General features: G+C 69.2%; 13 protein-coding genes and 1 pseudogene. 2 read left to right on the forward strand and 12 right to left on the reverse strand.

Going from position 1 to position 20,279, the window contains the following annotated elements:
- Positions 1–9: 9 nt before the first annotated feature.
- From KBX08_RS06205 to KBX08_RS06230, 6 genes are all read right to left on the reverse strand, one after another.
- Entirely contained in the window at positions 10–2,430 is a 2,421-nt protein-coding gene (locus tag KBX08_RS06205; RefSeq protein ID WP_210781623.1) for a family 43 glycosylhydrolase, read from the reverse strand.
- 204 nt (positions 2,431–2,634) lie between these two features.
- Positions 2,635–5,100: a glycoside hydrolase 43 family protein gene (locus tag KBX08_RS06210; RefSeq protein ID WP_307850459.1), complete on the reverse strand. Its 2,466-nt coding sequence runs from the start codon at positions 5,098–5,100 to the stop codon at positions 2,635–2,637.
- A 282-nt stretch (positions 5,101–5,382) separates the two neighbouring features.
- A complete protein-coding gene (locus tag KBX08_RS06215; RefSeq protein ID WP_210781624.1) occupies positions 5,383–6,537 on the reverse strand; it encodes a serine hydrolase domain-containing protein in 1,155 nt (384 codons plus the stop codon).
- Positions 6,538–6,540: 3 nt separating this feature from the next.
- The gene (locus tag KBX08_RS06220) at positions 6,541–7,365 is read right to left on the reverse strand and encodes a carbohydrate ABC transporter permease (protein ID WP_210781625.1); all 825 of its coding nucleotides are present in this window, start codon (positions 7,363–7,365) and stop codon (positions 6,541–6,543) included.
- Entirely contained in the window at positions 7,362–8,315 is a 954-nt protein-coding gene (locus KBX08_RS06225; RefSeq protein WP_210781626.1) for a carbohydrate ABC transporter permease, read from the reverse strand. Before KBX08_RS06225 ends, KBX08_RS06220 begins: the two co-directional genes overlap by 4 nt.
- Entirely contained in the window at positions 8,312–9,667 is a 1,356-nt protein-coding gene (locus tag KBX08_RS06230; RefSeq protein WP_210781627.1) for an ABC transporter substrate-binding protein, read from the reverse strand. Before KBX08_RS06230 ends, KBX08_RS06225 begins: the two co-directional genes overlap by 4 nt.
- A gap of 372 nt (positions 9,668–10,039) precedes the next feature.
- Here KBX08_RS06230 and KBX08_RS06235 point away from each other — a divergent pair, with 372 nt between their 5' ends.
- Together KBX08_RS06235 and KBX08_RS06240 are read left to right on the forward strand one after the other, a co-directional pair.
- The gene (locus KBX08_RS06235) at positions 10,040–11,065 is read left to right on the forward strand and encodes a LacI family DNA-binding transcriptional regulator (protein ID WP_210781628.1); all 1,026 of its coding nucleotides are present in this window, start codon (positions 10,040–10,042) and stop codon (positions 11,063–11,065) included.
- Between the two features lie 54 nt (positions 11,066–11,119).
- Positions 11,120–12,079: pseudogene (locus KBX08_RS06240) on the forward strand (family 43 glycosylhydrolase); the annotation flags it as partial.
- Positions 12,080–12,142: 63 nt separating this feature from the next.
- On the opposite strand, the gene KBX08_RS06245 reads toward KBX08_RS06240, so the two are convergent.
- From KBX08_RS06245 to KBX08_RS06270, 6 genes are all read right to left on the reverse strand, one after another.
- Positions 12,143–14,536: an RICIN domain-containing protein gene (locus KBX08_RS06245; protein WP_210781630.1), complete on the reverse strand. Its 2,394-nt coding sequence runs from the start codon at positions 14,534–14,536 to the stop codon at positions 12,143–12,145.
- Between the two features lie 80 nt (positions 14,537–14,616).
- Positions 14,617–15,468, reverse strand: a complete 852-nt coding sequence (locus KBX08_RS06250; protein WP_210781631.1) for a sugar phosphate isomerase/epimerase — start codon at positions 15,466–15,468, stop codon at positions 14,617–14,619.
- Between the two features lie 7 nt (positions 15,469–15,475).
- On the reverse strand, positions 15,476–16,660 hold the full coding sequence (locus KBX08_RS06255) for a substrate-binding domain-containing protein (RefSeq protein WP_238689555.1): 1,185 nt from the start codon (positions 16,658–16,660) through the stop codon (positions 15,476–15,478).
- A gap of 13 nt (positions 16,661–16,673) precedes the next feature.
- Positions 16,674–17,657: an ABC transporter permease gene (locus KBX08_RS06260; RefSeq protein ID WP_091401048.1), complete on the reverse strand. Its 984-nt coding sequence runs from the start codon at positions 17,655–17,657 to the stop codon at positions 16,674–16,676.
- A gap of 2 nt (positions 17,658–17,659) precedes the next feature.
- On the reverse strand, positions 17,660–18,631 hold the full coding sequence (locus KBX08_RS06265; RefSeq protein ID WP_210781632.1) for an ABC transporter permease: 972 nt from the start codon (positions 18,629–18,631) through the stop codon (positions 17,660–17,662).
- A 55-nt stretch (positions 18,632–18,686) separates the two neighbouring features.
- Positions 18,687–20,198 (reverse strand): sugar ABC transporter ATP-binding protein, encoded by a 1,512-nt coding sequence (locus tag KBX08_RS06270; protein ID WP_210781633.1) that lies wholly within the window; start codon positions 20,196–20,198, stop codon positions 18,687–18,689.
- Positions 20,199–20,279 lie beyond the last annotated feature (81 nt).

The following is a 20,279-nucleotide window of genomic DNA, read 5'->3' on the forward strand; positions in this document are numbered from 1 at the left end:
CCTTGGGGGTTATCCGCCGCAGGTGCCGGCGGGGTGTTGCACGGTGCGGACGGTCGTCACGTCGTGTCCGCCGATCGCCCCGGTCACCCGGACCGTCGCCGAACCCGCCGGCACCGACACCTGACGGGTGTTGAAGGACTGGTAGGCGTTCGCGCCCGGCGCGACGGCAGTGAACGACCGCTCGCCGTACGGCGTCTCGAGGGTGATGCCCACCGGCGTGTCGTGGTCGTTGCGCGCCTGCACGGCCACGTACGCCTTGCCGCCCACGCACCGCGCGGACGCGGTGAGTGTGACGGGCAGGTCGAGGCTTGCCGCCGCGAAGGCCCAGTTGTCGATCTCGAAGAGGTCGACGCCGGCCGGGCCGGTGTAGGTGAAGTAGACGTCGTGCACGCCAGTGACGCCGTCAAGCTCGGCGGCCACCTCCGCCCACTGTCCGACCGGGCTGTCCACCGTGGCCGTGCCGACGACGGGACCGTTGACGTCGTCCAGCCGTACCTGGATCTGCCCGCCGGCGGCCAGCGCACGCACCCGCGCCGTCAGGCTCTGCGCGCCGTTGTCCCCGAAGTTCACCGAGGACAGCGCCGTCCAGTCCCCGTCGTCGATGTCGCGGACCACGAGGTTGGGTGCCGCGCCACCGAACTGGGCGGAGCTGCCGTCGACCTTCGTGGTCGCGACGCCCTTGCTCCAGCCGAAGGTCTCGGCCTCGAAGACGCGGTACGGGTCGAAGTCGCTGACCTGGTCCACGCCGGCGTAGGTACCGACGACCTGCTGGATGGTGCCGTCCGGGTTGAAGGTCAGCTCCTGGATGTGCGGGCTGCGGTACCCCTGGGTGGTGTTGCCGTTGATGCGCTTGTTCAGCGTCGGGGCGTGGTACGTGAAGTAGTACTTGCCCCCGAACTCGAACACCGACTGGTGGTTGTTGCCACCGGTGCCGGCCCCGAAGAACTGCGACTGGTTCGGGAAGAGCACACCGGCGTAGGTCTCCTTCGGCCACGACATCGGCCCGTCGGAGATCATGTAGCCGATCTGGCCACCCCCGGGGTAACCGGGGAGCGGCTGCTGGCTGCCACCGAAGTCGTTCCCGCCGAAGTGCGAGGAGTACGAGAAGTAGTACTTGCCCTGGCGCTTGAAGACATGGCCCGCCTCGAAGGCGACCGGGGCGTCGACCACCGCGGCCGTTCCCTCGGTCGAGACCATGTCGTCGCCGAGTTCGATCGACCGGATGTTCTTCGGGTTGTTGAAGCGCTCGGCCGGCGGCATGCTCGTCGACGCGGGACCACCACCGAAGTAGAGGTACGGCTGGCCGTCGTCGTCGACGAACGGGGCCGGGTCGAACTTCCACGCGACGGCCTCGGCCCCGGGGGTACGGCCGTCGATCAGCGTGCTGGTGCGCTCGCTGGTCCACGGGCCGAGCGGCGACGCACCCGTGATCACGTTGCTGGAGCCGCCACCGTTGGCGTAGTAGAGGAAGAACTTCTCCACTCCGTTCACCACCTTCTTGGTGATGCCCGGAGCCCACGAGTTGGCGGTGAACGGGGCCACCCCGTTGGGGCCGGCGACCTGGATCTCACCGTGGTCCGTCCAGTTGACGAGGTCCTCCGAGGAGATCACCGTGATCTGGTTGATGTCGCCGTAGTTGATCCCCGGCGAGACGCCAGTGCTCGGGTTAGGGGCGTAGCCCTGGGTGTCGTTGGTCATGTACATGTAGACCCGGCCGTCGTGCACGAGGCCGAAACCGTCAGCGCCGAACTTGTGCCCGATCAACGGGTTGTGTTCCTCGGGCAGCTTGCCGACGACCTCGATGGTCTTCGACGCGGGCGCGGGCGGTGCGGCGCCGATCACCGACACGTCGTCGAGCTTGAAGTCCATCAGGTGCAGAGCCGGGTCGGTGGAGGGCGTGCTCGTCCAGGGGGTCTCGAAGAACAGGCGCGCCGTCGACACGCTCTGCGTCGTCGGGATCGTGAACGTGCCGTTGAACTGTGCCCACACGCCCTTCGTCGCCGTCACACTGACGAGGTTGGTGTAGGTGCCGCCGCCGTAGTGCATGGTGGCGAAGAATTGCTTCGTCGCCGGTCCGCTCTCGTTCTCGTACTTGATGCGGGCCGTGAGGGTGTAGGCCTGGCCGGCCTGCACCTTGCCGCTGAGGTCCTGCATCGGGCCGGACCCGGTGGTCGTCCGGCTGGTGACGAGCGCCGCGCTCGCGCCGGAGTGGGCGTCCGACGTGGCCGACAACTGGGCGCCGTCGGAGGCGTTTCCGTTGTTGACGAACCAGTTGGTCAGGCCGTCCTCGAACCCGCCGTTGACGACGAGGTTCGTGTCGGCGGCCTGGACCGGCGCCGCCGGGGCGACGAACCCCGTGGTCAGCATCAGGCCGACCGTCGCGAGCGCTGCGACCCGTCCTCGGGTCGCCCGTCGCATTCGTTGTTCCACGAGACATCCTCCTTCATCTCTGACGTGCGGTCATCGGTGTACGGGGGATTGGTGGGTGCGCTTTCGGTGGGTGGTCCGGACATCAGGGGCCGACTGCCGCCGCCGGTCCGACAGTGGCCGGCGGCGCGGGACAGGTCCGCTGTTCCGCGCCGCACGTCCGGTAGCCGGTGGTGCTGGTCGGTGGGCCGAGGGCCCGTGGTGGGGTTATCCGCCGCAGGCGTTGGCGGGGTGCTGGGCGGCGTGGACGGTGGTCACGTCCCGGCCGGCGACCGCACCGGTGGCCCGCAGCGTCGCCGAGCCGGCCGGCACCGACGACGCGCGGGTGTTGAACGACTGGTAGACGTTCGCCCCCGGCGCGACGGCGGCGAACGACCGGTTTCCGTACGGGGTCTCGACGGTGATGTCGACCGGCTCGTCCGAGTCGTTGCGCGCCTGCACCGCCAGGTACGTCTTGCCGTTCAGGCAGCGCGCCTGGGCGGTGGCCGTCACGGGCAGCGCCGCCAGGACTCCGAGTCGGGCCAGTTGGTAGCTGAGTGCCCGCTCCGGTGCGTCGATCTCGTTCTGGGTGCCGAACTGGCCGGCCCGTGCCGCCGTCGCCGCCGCCAGCGCGGACTGTGTCGCGGCCCAGGCGTCGGCCGGGTAGTGCCGCGCGTCGAGCGTCTGCGCGTGGGCGACGGCCGCGTCGAGGGCGGTGGTGTCCAGTGGCCGGGCCTGCGCGGTCAGCACGTCGCTGAGCAGGTAGTCGTCGAAGTCGACGTGGCCGCCGGTCTCCTGGGTCGCGTAGTTGAACAGGCCCACCCGGTGCCCCATGAAGTGGGCGAGGCTTCCGTCGAGCGCCTGCGGGCCCACGCGGTTGCCCAGCCGGGTCCACTGGACCCCGTCCAGGCTGTAGTAGAACGTCGTCCACAGTTGGCCGACCGGCGAGGAGAAGTCGAGGTCCGCCTTCACGTGCACCTCGGTCGCGTCGCCCAGCGACACAGTCGTGCCGGCGACGAAGTTCTCCAGCGTCGACTGGTCGAGGTCGACAGCGAACGGCTGCGACCGGTTCACCACGCCGAGGGTGTTGACGTCACCGACGCGCTTGACCGCCACGTACGAGAATCCGCGGTTGTAGGCGGCCAGGCCCGCGACGTCGCCGTTCTTCAGCCCGGAGACGTCCATCCGGGTCTGGACCGACTGCCGTGGCCCGAACGTCCGTTGCGAGAGCGTGTTGCGGGCTTCCTCGAACCACGCCAGCTCGGCCCGGTTGGACAGCTTCGTGTAGACGTACTGGCCGGTGACCACAGTGCCGGCCGTCAACCGCAGCCAGCCGTCGCGGTCGGTGAGTGACCAGTACCGGTTGTCCGGGGCGTGGTTCCACTCCCAGGCCAGGTCCAGCCGCGACCCGTTGGGGGCGATCTCCGCCGGGTCGAGCGGCGCGGGGACCGTCCACTGCTCGTCCTGGTACGCCTTGTGCGGCCCGTCGTTGGCGAAGTCGTCCGAGGCGACGATGCTCTTCTGCCGCTCGAACAGTTCCTCGGCCGGGCTGAGCCGGATGGGCTTGTCGAAGAGGCCGTTGACCGGCACGACCCCGTTGGTGCCGAAGGTCGGCCACCCGTTCTGCCAGGTGGCGGGGATGAGCGCCGGGATCCGGCCGATCGGGAACGTGTCCCGGAAGAACATGCCGTGCCAGTCGGTCCCGCCGCCCGCGCGGCTGATCGGCACCAGGCTGCCCTGCGCGAAGCCGTTGGAGTTGAGCACTCCGCGCGCCTCGTAGGTGTTGACCCCGCCGGCCGAGGTGTAGCGCCCGAGCAGGTCCTTCGACCGGAACATCACCACCTGGCGCCCCTGCCCGGACGGCCAGGTGATGATGACGGCGTAGTACCAGCCGTCGATGTGGTAGACCTGCGCGCCCTCGAACAGACCGCCGATGAACGGCTGACCGGCGTAGTTGTTCGCGGTGAAGATGTTCGGGTAGTCCTGCGCGATGGCGGTCAGGTCGGCGTTGAGGCGTACGGCGCTGGTGCCACCGGAGCCGTAGAAGATGTACGGCGTGCCGTCGACGTCGAAGAAGAGCGACGGGTCGTGCAGGCCACGGCCGAGGGCGGTGCGCTGCCACGGGCCGTTCTCGATGTCATCGGTGCGGTAGAGGTACGCCCCGCTGAGGTTGTTGGTGTTGAAGACGGCGTAGAACGTGCCGTCGTGGTAGCGCAGCGACGACGCCCACTGGCCCTGGCCGTACGAGTTCTGGCCGTTGCGCAGTGAGAAGGAGTCGCCGATGCTCGCCCGGTCGAAGACGTAGTTGACGATCTCCCAGTTGACGAGGTCGTACGACTTCATGATCGGCGCGCCCGGGCTCAGGTGCATGGTCGTGCTGATCATGTAGTAGAGGTCGCGGCCCTCGTCGTTCTCGGCGGCCGGCACCCGTTCGACGCTGATGTCCGGCACGTCGGCGTTGAGCAGCGGCACCGAGTAGGTGCCGGCGCCGGTGTCGGTCGAGGTGTACGACGATCGGGGCGACCATCCGTCGGCGGCGTGCGCGGCGGCGGGGGTGGCCACCAGGCCCGCACCGACCAGAACGGCCGCCGATGCGAGCGCACACAGTGAACGGAGGCGATCCGGGAGCACTGTGGACGCCAGGCGGGTCAACGTGGTGGTGGCGTGGCGAGCGGCGGCGTTCAGGCTGTTCACAGCGGATGCGCGGGCAATGTTCAGGACACGCGAGCGGACCGACACGACCAAGGCGAGCTCCAAACGCGAGAGCGGCGTGAAGGCCATCGTGTTATCGCTAACAACACCTGTCAAGGCTATCGATGAAACGCGCCCGAAGTATCCCCGTAACACCTCCCACCATCCTCAGTGGACACCACGCTCCCAGGTCGAACCCCGGTGACCATGAAGTTGTTGCGCCGACACGCCGGCATCGAGGGCAATAACTTCATGGTCACCGAGGTCGCGTTCGGCCCGGACGCCTCAGTCGTCGAGGCAGGTGCGGACGGCGGCGGTGAGCAGATTGGCGCGCTCGTCGCCCATCCCGCGCATCTGGTTGACCACGTAGCCGAAGCCCACCTGATGCTCGGCGTCGGCGAAGGCCAGGTTCCCGCCCGCGCCGTCATGGCCGAAGCTGCGCTCACCCAGCAGGGGCCGGGCCGGTGGCGAGTGCAGCAGGAAGCCGGTGCCCCAGCGCTGCCCGGTGTCCGGCGGCCCGTGCCGCTGCTGACCACGCGAGCGGACCACTACCGCGTCGTCCACCGACGCCGCCGTGAGCAGCGGTCCACCCCGAAGATCCGACACACAGGCCGCATAGAGGCGCGCGAGGCCCTCGGCGGTGCTCACCGCGCCCGCGCCGGGCACACCGGCGGCCCGGATGGCGTCGTCGTTGAAGCTGACCAGGCCGTCGGCGTCGGCGGGGAAGGCGAAGGCGCCCCCCATGGTGATGCCCCGTTCGGCGACCGGGTCCACGAACGGATCAGGGTCCGGGGGCGGGGCCAGGCCCCAGGCGACGGTGTCGCTCTCGGCGGCGGGGAGCCCCAGCCAGGTGTGCAGGCCGAGCGGGCCCGCGACGGTGTCGGCGAAGAACGCGCCGGGTAGTTGGCCGGTGATGCGGCGGACCACCTCTCCGACCAGCCAGCCGTAGGTCATCGAGTGGTAGCCGTGCGCCGTGCCCGGCTCCCACAGCGGGGCCTGCGCCTCGATCGCCTTGATGACCGGATCCCAGGCCAGGACCTCGTCGAGGGTCAACGGTCGGTCCACCGCGGGCAGACCGGCCTGGTGCGTGAGCAGCCAGCGCACCGGGATGTGCGCCTTGCCGTGCTGTCCGAACTCCGGCCAGTAGCGCGTCACGGGAGCGTCGAGGTCGAGCCGGCCCTGCTGGGCCAGCAGGTAGGCGCAGATCGCCAGGATCCCCTTGGTGCAGGAGAAGACGACGACCGGCGTGTGCGCGTCCCACTGCCGCCCGGTACGGGTGTCGGCCACCCCGCCGTACAGGTCGACGACCTTGCGGCCCCGCACGTAGACGGTGACCGCGGCGCCGACCTCGCCCCGGGCTGTGAAGTTGTCGCGGAAGACGTCGGCGACGCGTCCGAAGCGATCGTCGACGTCGCCGTGGATCTGCGGCTGTGTGACCACTGCCTACCCCTTCACTGACCCCTGGATCAGGGCCTTGATGAACTGTCGCTGGAAGATCAGGAACACGATGAGGGTCGGGGTGAGGATCAGCAGCGACCCGGCGCACAGCAGCACCAGGTCGGTGCCCCACTGGCCCTGGAACGCGCCGAGCGCCCCGGCCATCGTGCGTTTGGTGGCGTCGTCCACGAGGACGATGGCGAGCAGGAACTGGTTCCACGTCCAGAGGAACATCAGGATCGTCAGCGAGGCGATCGCCGGCCGGGCGAGCGGCACCTGGACCCGCCAGAACAACTGCCACGTGCTGCTGCCGTCCACCCGGGCCGCCTCGGACAACTCGACCGGCACGTTGGTGAAGTGCGCCCGCATCCAGAACACCGCGAACGGCATGTACAGCCCGATCAGCGGCAGGATGATTGCCCAGCGGGTGTTGAGCAGGCCGAGGTCCTGCATCTGGTAGTAGAGCGGCGTGACCACTGCCTCGAACGGCAGGGTCAGACCCAGCAGGAAGAGGCCGAAGACGATTCGGCCACCGGGCACCCGCAGCTGACCGAGCCCGAAGCCGGCCATGGTCGCGATGAGCACCGACACCGGTACGACACCGGCCACGATGAGCAGGCTGGAGCGGAGCAGGGCCCCCATGTTCGCGGCGGTGAAGGCGTCGGCGAAGTTCCCCCACTGCGGGTCCGACGGCCACTCGAGGCCGCTGGGCACTGTGCCCCGGGGCTGCAACGCCGCCGAGAGCATGCTCACGAACGGCAGCAGGGTGACGACGATCAGGGCGATCAGGAAGACCCGTCCGGTCAACTGCTCGCGTCGGCTCAGGTTCACGGCTTCTCCCCTCGACTCAGGCGCTGGATCGGCAGCACACACGCCAGCACCAGCAGCATGAGTACGACAGCGAGCGCCGAGGCGAGCCCCACCTGCCGCTGCGAGAAGGCCAGCCGGTAGATCTCCAGGCCCGGCACTGTGGTCTGGAGGCCGGGGCCGCCGCTGGTCGAGATGTAGACGATGTCGAAGCTCGCCAGCGCCGCGATGATCGTCACGGTGAGGCAGACGCCGATCTCCTGGCGCAGGCTGGGCAGGGTCACGGCGAGGAACTCGCGTACCGGACCGGCACCGTCGAGGCGGGCGGCCTCGTACAGCGCCGGATCGATCTTGCTCATGCCGGTGACCAGCAGGATCGTGCAGAGGCCGAGCAGGACCCAGGCCCCGATGACGCCGACGGCGGGCAGCGCCGTGTCGAAGTCGCCGAGCCAGGCACGGGCGACGCCACCCAGCCCGACCGCGCGCAGCGCCTGGTTGACCAGACCGTTCGACGAGAGCAGCCAGCTCCACGCGATGCCCGCCGCCACCAGGGGGATGACCTGCGGCAGGAACAGGATGGTCCGGACGACGGTGCCGAACGCGCCGGTGGTGATCCGGCGAACCATGCTCGCCACCAACAGCCCGAGCGCGACGGGGATGAAGCTGAAGAAGACGATCAGGACCATCGCGTTGCCGATGATTTTCAGCAGGTCGCTGTCGGTGAAGACGGTCAGGTAGTTGTCCAGGCCCACCCAGCGGGCCACCCCGATGCCGTTCCAGTCGTAGAGCGAGTACTGGAGCGTCAGGACGAGCGGGCGCAGGACGAACACCGCGTACATCACCAGGGCGGGCAGAACGTACAACCAGCCGGTCCCGGCCGCGCGGGCCCACGGGAATGGGTGGGCCCGCGTCGGGGTGGGGCGGGCGCGACGATCGTCGCGCCCGGTTGGTGCGCTGCCGAGGGCAGACGTCATCGGGACAGTTCCTTCTGATACTCGGCCTGGACCGCCTTCACGTACCCCTCGGGCGTCTGCTGACCGGCGATCAGCTTCTGCATCTCGGGCGTGATCGCGGCGGCGAAGATGCCGCCGGTCGCGTTCGCTGTGAAGTCCACAGCGCCGTTCTCGGTGCCGAGCTGCTGCGACGCCTTGAGGGTCTCGGCCAGCACCGTGTTCGGGGCGGCGCTCGGCACCGGCAGGTCACTCGGGCCGCCGGGGCTGGAACCGCCGACGGTCACCGAGATCTCGCGGGCCTTGGCGTTGGTGTGCACCCAGTTCAGGAAGTACGCGGCGGCGTCCGGGTTCTTGGCCTTGGCGGAGACGCCGAAGGTGTTGGGAGCGGACATCGCCACGTGCTTTCCACCGGGAGACTCGGTGGGGAAGAGGAAGAAGCCCACGTTGCCGGGCATCGACTTGTCGAGGTTGGCCGACTCCCAGTCGCCGTTGAACATGAACAGGCCGTTGCCCTTCTGGAACTCCCCCACCATTCCCGCGTAGTCCAGGGCGTTGGCGTCCTTGGTGAAGTAGCCGGCCTGGGCCCACTTCTGGATGGTCTGGGTGGCCTTCAGGGCGGCCGGGGTGTCGAACGTGGCCCCCGGCTTCTGGAAGATCCAGTCGGCGACCTGGGTCGGGTCGCCGAACTGGTTCTGTAGCGCCTGGTGCGGGAAGTTGATGCCAGCGGTGTTCTTGTTGAACTGCATGATCGGCTGGACCCCGCCGGTCTTCGCCTTGGCCAGCAGCTCCTCGAACTCGGCGACAGTGGCCGGTGGCTGGGTCATGCCGATCTGGCTGGCCAGCTTCTTGTTGTAGAAGACGCCGGTGACGCTGTAGCCGAGCCCCATCCCGTACAGCGAGCCGGTGCCCCGGGTGTTCTCGCCGACGCGCAGCTGCATGAGCTGCGAGGCGGGGAACTTGTCCCAGCCGTACGCGGTGAAGTACGGGTCGAGGTTCTTGAGCAGGTCGTCCTTGACCAGGTCGACCATGGTCGGGAGCCGGATGATGTCGGGCGAGTTGTCCGAGGCCATCACCCGGGGCGCGTTCTCCACGATCACCGTGAACTGGTCCTCGCGGATGTTGAACTTGACGTTCGAGTGCTGCTTGGAGAACTCGTCGGCCAACGCCTTGGCCAGCGGGAAGCCGGTCTCCGCGTACATCTCCAGGGTGATCGGGTCGGTGCCCAGCTCCGTCTTGACGGCGGCGTCGGACTTCTGGGTCGACGACCGGTCCTCGCCCGGCGCGCTGCAGGCCGTCGCGGTCATCCCGACCGCCAGCAGCGACGCGAGGAGCACCGTTCTCCGTCGCGGAAACTTTGTCAGCAATTCTGCCATCTCATGACTCCTTGACATCTCCACGCGTCCCGCGGCCCATGGCCGCGCGACGGCTCCACCGGGACCACCGCGACCGGGTGGCCGCCACGACACGTACGCCGTGACCTGTCGCCCGGGCGCAGCACCCGTACCGTCAGCGGAAAAGAACCCGGCACGGCCACCGAAGGCGCCTCTGGATGCACCAGAAGTGGTCGCTAAACTGATTTAGCAGAGCATGCGCGCGGCACGGGAAGCTGTCAAGGACAACTTGGCAACGGTGCGGAAACGTCGGGTTCACACCACGCCGACGTGACCGGCGCTCGATCCCGGGCGGCGACGCATCATGATGGGCGGGAGCGGCGCCTGTGGCACCGCGCCTGATTCGGAGGACTGATGGGCCGCAACAGAGCAACACTCGCCGACGTCGCGCGGAAAGCCGGCTTGTCCAAGACCGCCGCGTCGATGGTGCTCAACGGCAGGGAGGGCACCCGACTCTCGGCCGAGGCACACCAGCGGGTGTTCGCCGCCGCCGAGGAACTCGGCTACCGGCCCAACCTCGCCGCGCGCAGCCTGCGCACCCGCAAGACGGCCACCATCGCGTTCGTCTCCGACATCGTGGCCACCACCCGGTTCGCCGGCGACCTCATCCGCGGCGCCCTCGACGCGGCCCGTGAACGGGACCACGTCCTGCTCATCACCGAGACGCAGGGCGACGCCACCTTCGAGCAGTACGCCATCGAGGCCGTCCTGGACCGGCAGGTCGACGGGGTGATCTACGCGGCGATGGCGACTCGACGGCTGACGGTGCCCGCGGCCATCCTCGGCGGCCCGGTGGTGCTGCTCAACGCCACCAGCCCCGACGGTCTGCCCAGCGTGGTCCCCGACGACGAGGGGGCCGGCCGCTCCGTCGCCACCGCCCTGCTGGAGCTTGGCCACCGCGACGCGATCGCGCTCATCGGCCGCAACCGACTCAAGGAGGACGACCCGGAGGTCTCGCTCGCCGCCCGCGCCCGCCTGCACGGCATCCGGCAGACGCTGGACGAGGCAGAGGTCGGCCTCCTGGCCGAGTGTTTCTGCACCGAGTGGTTGCCCGAGCACGGGTACGCGGCCATGCGTGGCCTGCTGAGCAAGCCGAGGCGACCCAGCGCGATCATCTGCATGAACGACCGGCTGGCCTTCGGCGCCTACCAGGCACTCGGCGAGGCGGGGCTGACCGTCCCGGAGGACATCTCGGTCATCTCGTTCGACGACGACCCGATCGCCGCCTGGTTGCGCCCGAGCCTGGCCACCACGGCGCTGCCGCACGAGCAGATGGGGCGGCGAGCGGTCGAGCTGCTCCTGGACGGGGGCGCCGTCGAGCCCTCGCTCGTTGCGATGCCCCTGCGCCGACGCCGGTCCCTCGCGCCTCCGCCCGGCTGACCACCGGCCCTCCGATCCGTGCCGCCGGGTTGACGTTGGCCGACGCTAAAACGGTTTAGTGCTAGTTTTCCGACCATGCTTCGTCTACCCGACCACTGGGTGTGGGACAGCTGGTACGCCCGGGACGACAACGGCCTCTGGCACGTGTTCTTCCTGCGCGCGTCCCGCGCCCTGCACGACCCGCACCGCCGCCACCGCCGAGCCACAATCGGCCACGCCGTCTCGGCGGACCTGCGCTCGTGGCGCCTGGTCGCCGACGCCGTGGTCCCCGCCGACGCGCCCAGCTGGGACGACCTGGCGACCTGGACGGGCTGCACGGTCCGCGGGCCGGACGGACGGTGGTACCTGTTCTACACCGGGGTCGGTCGTGCGGAGGACGGGCTCGTCCAACGCATCGGACTGGCCGTCTCCGACGACCTCATGACCTGGCACCGGCACGGCACCGAACCGATCGTCCAGGCCGATCCCACCTGGTACGAGCTGCTGGACAAGGAGCTGTGGTACGAGCAGGCGTGGCGTGACCCGTGGGTGTTCCCCGACCCCGACGGCGAGGGCTGGCACATGCTCATCACCGCCCGTGCCAACACCGGCCCGGCGAACACCCGTGGCGTCGTCGGCCACGCCACCTCCACCGACCTCGTCACCTGGACCGTCGCGCCGCCGCTGTCGACCCCGGCCGGCTTCGGTCACCTGGAGGTGCCCCAGGTAGCGGTCCTCGACGGGCAGCCGCTGCTGCTCTTCTCCACCGAGGCCACCGGCAGCGCTCGGCGCGACGACCACCGGATCTGGGTGGCGACCGGCGAGACCGTCCTCGGGCCGTGGGACATCGCGTCCGCCCAACCGTTCGCCCACCCACACCTGTACGCGCCCCGGCTGGTCCCCGGACCCGCCGACGACTGGTCCCTCATCGGCTTCCTCGACCACGTCGACGAGACGTTCGTCGGGGAACTCACCGATCCCATCCCGGTCCGCTATGAAGCCGCGACCGGGTTGACAGTGGTCGAAGCGCCGTAACCGGACAGGTCCGGGCCGAGGCGTCTCGCCCCGGCCCGGACCTGTCGGTGTCCAGCTACTGGATCAGCTGCGCAGCTGCCACTGCTGGTTGGTGCCGCCGGTGCAGGACCAGAGGATCAGCTTCGTGCCGTTCGCCGTGGCGGCGCCGTTGGCGTCCAGGCAGAGACCCGACTGCACGCCCGTGATCGTGCCGTTGGCGTTGACGTTCCACTGCTGGTTGGTGCCGCCGTTGCAGTCCCAGATCACCACCTTCGTGCCGTTGACGGTGCCCTGGCCGGAGGCGTCCAGGCACTTGGTGCCGTAGACCATGAGCTGCCGGCTCGCGGTGTGGGTCCACCGCTGGTTGGCGGCGTTACTGATGCAGTCCCAGATCTGGGCCTGCGTGCCGTTGGTCGTGCTGGAGTTACCGATCTCGGCGCACCGACCCGACTGGACGCCCACGATCTGCACGTTCGTCGGGTTGGTGCTGCCACCGCTCTGCACGCCGGCCGTGTTGATCACCGTTTGCGCGCCCGACGGCCAGTTGCCGTTGCTGACCGTGACGTTGCCGTTGACGACGTTGCCGCGGTCACCGTTCGTCACATTCGTGCTGTTGTTCGTCGACCAGTTGTTGGTGACCGTGAAGTTGCCCATGTTCTCCGCGTACCAGTAGTTGGCGGTGGCCCAGGTGCCGGTGGAGGAGAACACGTTGTTGCGGGCGGTGTAGTAGCGCGAGCCCTCGTCGAAGTAGAGCCCGAACCAGCCGTTGGTGCGCAGGCAGTAGTTCTCGGCGATCAACCCGCCCGGGTTCGCCGACAGCGAGTAGATGCACCCGCCGTCGGTCATCTGCTGCATGACGTCGTGCACATAGTTGCCGATGACCTGGTTGTTGGCAGCGGTGGTCGCCGTGGAGTAGCGCGGCTGGTAGTTGTACAGGCCACGGTTGGCGTAGTGCTGGCTGCCGCCGGCGTCGTTGGCGCCCCAGCCGTAGCCGATCGACAGGCCGGTGTACGGCATGTTGTAGACCTCGTTGTGCGAGACCAGCGAGGTGTTCACGTAGGTGGTCAGGATCGAGACGACGCCCCGGTACTCCAGACCGAGATCATGCACCTTGTTGTTGCTGATAGTGATGTTGCGGTTGACCATCCGCTGGTCACTGGGGTGGTGGGCGTCGGCCCGCACGCCGCCGACCACGACGCCACCGGCGGAGTTGCGGGCGATCTCAGAGCGGGTGACGGTGATGTTGTTGGCCCCCAGGCCGACACCGCTGGCGTGGGCGTTGGCGTCGTTGCCGATGCCGATCGCGGTCTGCCCGAGGTTGACGAACTGGGAGTCGCTGAACGTGATGGTGTTCGCCGCGGAGACCTGCACGGCGGCGGGCATCTGGTTCCAGTTGGGCCGGGTGGCCTCGAACTGGGGGCAGCCGGCCTGGCAGGAGGTCAGCGCGTCGGACGGACGGGACCAGGTGCCGGTGATGTGAGCGCCGGTCTGCTGGTCGGCGAAACCGTTGCTGCTGCTCGGGCCGAGCCAGCTGGTGCCGGTGAAGGTGATCCCGCTGAACGAGATGTGGTGCGCGGGCGCGTCGTAGGTGCCGCCGACGTTCACCAGGGACTGCAACTGCGGCAGCTCCACGCTGACCGAGCTCATGTTCTGCCCGGCGAGCGGGATGTAGTTGAGCTGGCCGTTGCTGGGGTTGAGGTACCACTCCCCCGCCGAGTCCAGGAACTCGTACGCGTTGGTCAGGTAGAAGGGCCCGGCGCGGTGCGGGCTGGAGAGGGTGTCGAACCCGAAGGTGTTGTTGTTCCACGCGGGCTGCTGCATCGTCAGGAAGTTTCCGCTGATGCTCTGCACCGGCGAGTACCGGTCGGTGAATGAGCCGACGCTCTCCACCTCGACACGGTTCTGGTTACCGAGGTTGTTCAGGTAGTTGAGCGCGCTGTTGGTGAACCGCATGCCGGACGTGGTGAAGGTGAAGTCGGAACGGTTCACTGCGGTGCGTGCCCGGGTGGCGACGGCCCCGTTGACGTAGAGCTGACGGGAGTCGAGCCCGGCGCCGACGTTGGCCCGCCAGATGTTCTTCCCGGAGTCGACGAGCGACCAGCCCGTGACCGCCCGGGCGCCGGTGATCGTCGGACGTGCCCCGGAGGCCGCCCGCCAGATCACCTGATAGCCGTTGTTGCCCGAGTCGGCCGCGGTGAACCGCAGCGGCGACGAGAGCCGGTACGCGCCGTTGGCCAACTCCACGACGATGTCACCGGACATCGCGCTGTTGATCGCCCGCACCGCGGTCTGCGCGGCGGTCAGCGAACAGGGTTGGCTGGCGGAACACGTGGTGCCGGTGCCGGAGGGCGACGCGTAGAGAGTGGTGGTGGCCGCGAGGGCCGGGGACGCCGAGGCGGTTACCGCCACCAGGGCGGTCACCGCTGTCGCGGCGGCGCCGGCCAGCAGTCGGCGCAGCGCCGGAAGGGACGAGGACACGGGACGGTGCTCCTGACATGAGTTCGGGGTGGGGGTGGTGGAACGGCCTCGACCAGTGCGGGGGTGGCCGGTCGGGGCGGTCATTCGAGGATCTCCCGGAGATAGCGCAGACCGTCAGTGGCGAGACGGTCCTGCGAGGGGGCCAGTGGACGCCAGATCGCCGCGGCGGTGGCGATGGCCTCGTTCTCCGCCGTGAACGACTCGATGCAGATCGCGCCCTGGTAACCGGTGTCCCGCAGGACGGCGAAGAAGCGGGGCCAGTCGAAGTGGTCAGCACCGGGAGCGCCCCGGTTGGTGCCGCTGACCTGGACGTGCTTGATGTGCCGGCCGGCGACCGCGACGGCCGCGTAGGGGTCGGCCTCCTCGATGTTCATGTGATACGTATCGATCATGATGCCGACGTTGGGCGGTAGCCCGTCGATCAACTCGATCGTCTGCTCGATCGTGTTGACGACGCTCGTCTCATAGCGGTTCAACGCCTCGACACCGATGCTCACGCCCAACTCGCCGGCCTGCTCGGCAACCGGCGCCAGGGCCCGCCGGAAATCCGCGTAGCAGGCCGCGCGAGCCGCCGGCGACATCCGCCAGGTGCGGCCGACCGAGGCGTACGCGGGACCGCCGACGCATCCAGCGCCGACGGCCGCCGCGCTCGCCACGCAGCCCATGAGGTACGCCACCGTCGACTCGACCACCGCTGGTGCGGCGTCGACCAGTTCCCGCCCGGGCGAGGTGACCGCGCAGACGCCGGCGGCGACGAGGCCGTGCGCCGCCAACAGGTCCCGGGTACGGATCGGGTCCCAGTCGCCGGGCTGCTCGATCGGCAACTCGACCGCGTCGAAGCCGAACGCGGCGATCCGCGGGATCAACTCGGCCAGGGCCTTGTCGTCGACCGGCGAGGCCCAGACCCAGGGGTTGACGCCGATGGCGTACATCAGACCCCTACTTCCAGCGCTGCGGGTAACCGGGCAGGTCGGTGCAGCCGCACATCGCGTAGTGCAGCGGCGGCATGCCCGCGTCGAGGTACTGGTCCAGGTTGTCCTGGGTGACTGTCGGCTGCGGCAGCTTCCACGGGTTGGACACCTGCTGGCCGTCGAGGATCCGCAGCGCCGCGATGATCGGCGTACGCCACTGGTAGGTCGGGTAGGTCGGCGCGATAGCGGTGAGCTTCTTGTCCTTCCAGATCTTCAGGAAGTCGAGCTGGTCCTCACCGTTCATCGGCGGAACCGGCTTGCCCGCGTCCTGAAACGCCTCGACCGCCGCGACGGCCACCGCCCCGGCGTCCATCCAGACCCCGTCGATCGTGCCGTACCGCTGGATGTAGTCGTCGACGATCTTCTTGGTCTTGGCCGGATCACCATCGGTGAACTCGACACCGACGACGTCGACCTTCGCCTTGTCGAACGCCACCTTCGCCGCCGACCAGCGGGTCTCCAGGACGTCGACGCCGGGCAGGATCCGCAGGGCGAGGACCTTGCCGCCGGGCTTCATCTTCTGGCTGACGAACTCGGCCCCGACGTGGCCGAACCCGTAACCGCCGATGGGGTTGATGAACGTCACCGGGCACTTCGTGTTGACGCCACGGTCGAAGACGACGACCGGCAGCCCGGCCTTGCAGGCCGCCTCGACGGCCGGGGTGAGCGTGGCGGTGGTGTTCGGCGAGACGATGAGCGCGTCGCAGCCCTTGCCGAGCAGATCGTTGATGTCAGCGATCTGCTTCTGGTCCTTGCCCTCGGCGTCGACGTGCACGAACTCCTTGATGCGGCTCTTCTGCGCCTCGACCTCGGCCTGCATGGTCTTGAAGCCGACCTGCCGCCAGGGGTTGTTCAGGGCCGCGTTCGAGAAGCAGATCTTGTGTGGGCCGTTCTTCTTGAACTTGGCGGTGTCGACCATCGTCGGGTTGAGCACCTGCTCCCACGGCTTGTCGGCCGGGCCCGTCGGTGCCGCGTCGAGCAGCGCCAGCTCGGCGTCGTAGTCGGCCTGCACGAAGAACTTCGACTGGTCCCCGGTGCCGGAACCAGTGGCGGCGGATGCACTTCCCGACGGGCTGGCGGCCGGCTCGTCGGTGGCACAGGCGGCGAGGGACAGCAGGGTGACGGCGGCAATCGCCGCCATGGAACGTCGCACTATGGTTTCCCCTTTATCTCGAAGAAGAACGCGTTGCCGAGACCGCCACGGCGAGCAGGATGATCCCGCCCTGGACGGTCGACCTGAGGGCGCCGGAGACGCCGTAGAAATTCATGAGGGCGAACAGCAGTTCGAGGGTCAGCGCGCCGAGCATCGCCCCGACGACGGCGCCGCGCCCCCCGCCGAGCGCCACCCCACCGAGAACGACAGCGGTGATCGCACCGAACTCCAGACCAGCGCCGGCCTGGAACGACACGCCGCTGTAGCCGCCCAGCAGGATGGCCGCCACCGCCGCCGCAAGCCCACTGAGGATGAAGGCGAAGGTCCGGGTGCGCCACACTCGTACGCCACTCAGCTCGGCGGTGCGCGGGTTGTCGCCGACGGCGACCAGCGTCCGGCCGAAGTCGGAGCGCATCAGCAGCACGGCAGCCACCGCCAGGACCACCAGGACCAGCAGCGCGTACGGCACGCGGCCCAGTACTGGCACGTCCTCGAAGGCCCGCCGGCCGAACCGCCGGAACTCCTCGGAGAGCCCACCCTTCGGTGCGCCGTCGGACCACAGGTAGACGGCGCCGACGAGGATCAGGAACATGCCGAGGGTGGTGATGAACGACGGCACCCGCAGCCGTGTCGTGATCAGGCCGTTGACCAGCCCGACCAGTGCGCCGAAGGCGAGCAGGAGCAGCACCACCGGCCAGGTACGCGCCGGGTCGCTGTCGATCAGCCGGGCGGCCACCACCACCTGAGCGGTGACCAGGGAACCGACCGAGAGGTCGAACTCGCCGGACACGATCACGAAATACTGGCCGGCGGCCAACAGGATGATCGGCGCCGACCGACCGAGGAAGGACATCAGCGACTGCGGGGCCAGGAAGTCGGGCTGCCGGATGCCGACGAGCACCAACAGCACCGCGAGGATCGCGAGGATCGGCAGGACACCACCGGGACGCACCCGCGGCAGACGCAGCGGCAGGGAACGGGGCTGGACGGTCTGCATGGCTAGGCCGCCTTTCGCATGGCCCGGCGGGCGTAGACGGCGACCGCGGCGATGATGATGACGCCCCGGATCACCTGCTTGAAGAAGGCGTCGACCTCGAGCTGGTTGAAGATGGCGTCGATGCTGGCCAGCAGCAGCACCCCGCCGACAGTGCCGATGACGCCGCCGCGCCCACCGGCGAGGGCGGTACCGCCGATCACCACCGCGGCGATCGACTCCAGGTCGTAGAGGCCCTCGGTGCCGACGCGCGGAGCGCCCGAGCCGAGCCGACTGGCGAGGTAGATGCCGGCGAGCCCCGCGCACATCGAGCACAGCATGTGGGCGGTGACGAGGACCCGGTCGTTGCGGACGCCGGAGAGCCGGGCCACCTCCGGATCCCCGCCGACGGCGACCAGGTGGTGACCGAAGCGGGTCCGCGAGAGCGCGAACCAGGCCGCCGCGGTGACCGCTATCAGCAGCAGGAACGACACCGGCACCGGACCGACGCGCTGATAGCCGAGCGCCTGCACCAGCGAGGGTGCCGTGGTGCCGGCCGGGCCGTCGTAACCGTTGTCGAGGTAACCCTTGAGCAGCAGCCCGACGCCGAGGGTCGCGATGAACGCATTGACCCGGAACCTGGTGACGAGGATCCCGTTGAGCAGCCCGACGCCGGCGCTGACGACAAGCACCAGGCCGATCGCCGGCAGCACCGCGCCGTCGCTGCCGTTCATCGTCTCGGCCGCGACGAGGGTGCTGAGGCTGATCACGAACGCCACCGAGAGGTCGAGCGAGCCCCCCAGGATGACCAGGGTCTGGCCCACCGCCACCAGCCCGAGGCCGGCGGCGACATGCAGCAGACTCACCGTCGTGGACTGGTTGAAGAGCTGACCCCCGTCGAGCAGGACGACCAGCCAGCCGATCGTCAGGGTCAGGGTCAGGGCCACGAACACGCCCGGTACGGAACGCCGGGCCGGCAGCAGCGACAGAGCGCTCACCGGGTCACCTCGGTTCGCGACTGCGGGGCTCGCAAACCCGGCTCACTCCTCGCGCTCACTGGACCGTCTCCCGCACGGCGCCGACCGCCAAGGCGACGACCTCCTCCTCGGTCGCGCCGGCGGGCAGCTCGCCCGCGACGTGGCCGTCCCTCATGACGACGATCCGGTCACTCATCCCCAGCAGCTCCGGTAGATCGGACGAGATCATCAGCACGGCCGCGCCATCACGGGCGAGGCGGCGGACGAGGTCGTGAATGGCTGACTTCGCGCCCACGTCGATGCCCCGGGTCGGCTCGTCGAAGAGCAGGATCCGCGGGGTGAGCGCGAGCCACCGGGCCAGCACGACCTTCTGCTGGTTGCCGCCGGACAGAAAGCGGATCTCCTGGTCGTCGCCGGCGCCGCGGATCTCCACGGCGGCCAGCAACTCGCGTACCCGGGCGGTCCTCGCGGCCCGGCCGGACCGGGCGGCGAAGACGGCCCGGCTGGCGAGCAGCGCGTTGTCCAGCACCGACTGCCGGGGAACGATCCCCTCGCCTTTGCGGTCCTCGGTGACGTAGGCGATGCCGGCCCGCATGGCGGTGCGGGGTGAGCGCAGTCGGACCGGCCGGTCGTCGAGCGTGACGTCGCCGGTCGTGAACGGCGACACCCCGAAGATCGCGCGGGCCAGCGCCGAGCGCCCGGAGCCCTGGAGGCCGCCGATGCCGAGCACCTCGCCGGCGCGCAACTGGAGGTTGACGTCCCGCAGCTTCCGGTTTCCCGCGTCGCGAAGGTTGAGCCGCACCGGGCCCCGGTCCTCGGGGGCGGCCCGGTCCGGGTAGTAGCTGGACAGTTCCCGGCCGACCATGTGCCGCACCAACTGGTCGGCGGTGGTGTCCACGGTGTCCACCGTGGTGACCCGACGGCCGTCCTTGAGCACTGTGATCCGACCGGAAAGGTCGAAGACCTCGGCGAGCCGGTGCGAGACGTACAGCAGCCCGATGCCCCGTTCCTGGAGTCGGCGCACCAGCCCGTAGAGCAACTCGACCTCGTGGTCGGCCAGCGCGGCGGTCGGCTCGTCCATGATGAGCAGCCGCGCGTCCAGGGCGAGCGCCTTGGCGATCTCGACGACCTGCTGCTGCGCGACGCCCAGTTGCCCCACCCGGGCGTCGGCCGGCAAGGTGGTCTCACCGATCGAGGCGAGCAGCCGCGCGGTGCGGTCGAGCATTGCCCGACGATCGACGAGCCCACGTCGGACCGGCTCGTGCCCCAGGTAGACGTTCTCCGCGACGGTGCGCTCCGGGAGCAGGTTGAACTCCTGGTGGATGATGCCGATGCCGGCCCGCTGCGCGTCGCGCGGACCACGGAACGTACGCGTCGCACCGGCGAACTCGACGGTGCCCCCGTCCGGGGCGTACCCGCCCGAGACGATCTTCATGAGGGTCGACTTCCCGGCCCCGTTCTCACCGACCACGGCGTGCACCTCGCCCGGCGCGACATCGAGGTCGACACCGTCGAGAACGCGGACTCCGAGGAAGGACTTGCCGATGCCCCGAAGGGTGAGAAGCGGCGTCGGCGGCGGATCTGACATCCCGAAAGCCCTCACAGATAGTAGTTATCGACTGGATCCAGCCCCGCGCTCCGGCGGTTTTGCCGCACCGCACGGCGAACT

The sequence above is a fragment of the Micromonospora sp. H61 genome (assembly GCF_018070325.1).
GTDB classification, from domain to species: domain Bacteria; phylum Actinomycetota; class Actinomycetes; order Mycobacteriales; family Micromonosporaceae; genus Micromonospora; species Micromonospora salmantinae.

What these genes read in the sequence shown, in the direction of transcription:
- KBX08_RS06230 (WP_210781627.1), bottom strand. Translation starts at nt 9,667, where the DNA reads ATGGCAGAATTGCTGACAAAGTTTCCGCGACGGAGAACGGTGCTCCTC.
- KBX08_RS06260 (WP_091401048.1), bottom strand. Translation starts at nt 17,657, where the DNA reads ATGCAGACCGTCCAGCCCCGTTCCCTGCCGCTGCGTCTGCCGCGGGTG.
- KBX08_RS06235 (WP_210781628.1), top strand. Translation starts at nt 10,040, where the DNA reads ATGGGCCGCAACAGAGCAACACTCGCCGACGTCGCGCGGAAAGCCGGC.
- KBX08_RS06270 (WP_210781633.1), bottom strand. Translation starts at nt 20,198, where the DNA reads ATGTCAGATCCGCCGCCGACGCCGCTTCTCACCCTTCGGGGCATCGGC.
- KBX08_RS06225 (WP_210781626.1), bottom strand. Translation starts at nt 8,315, where the DNA reads ATGACGTCTGCCCTCGGCAGCGCACCAACCGGGCGCGACGATCGTCGC.
- KBX08_RS06250 (WP_210781631.1), bottom strand. Translation starts at nt 15,468, where the DNA reads ATGTACGCCATCGGCGTCAACCCCTGGGTCTGGGCCTCGCCGGTCGAC.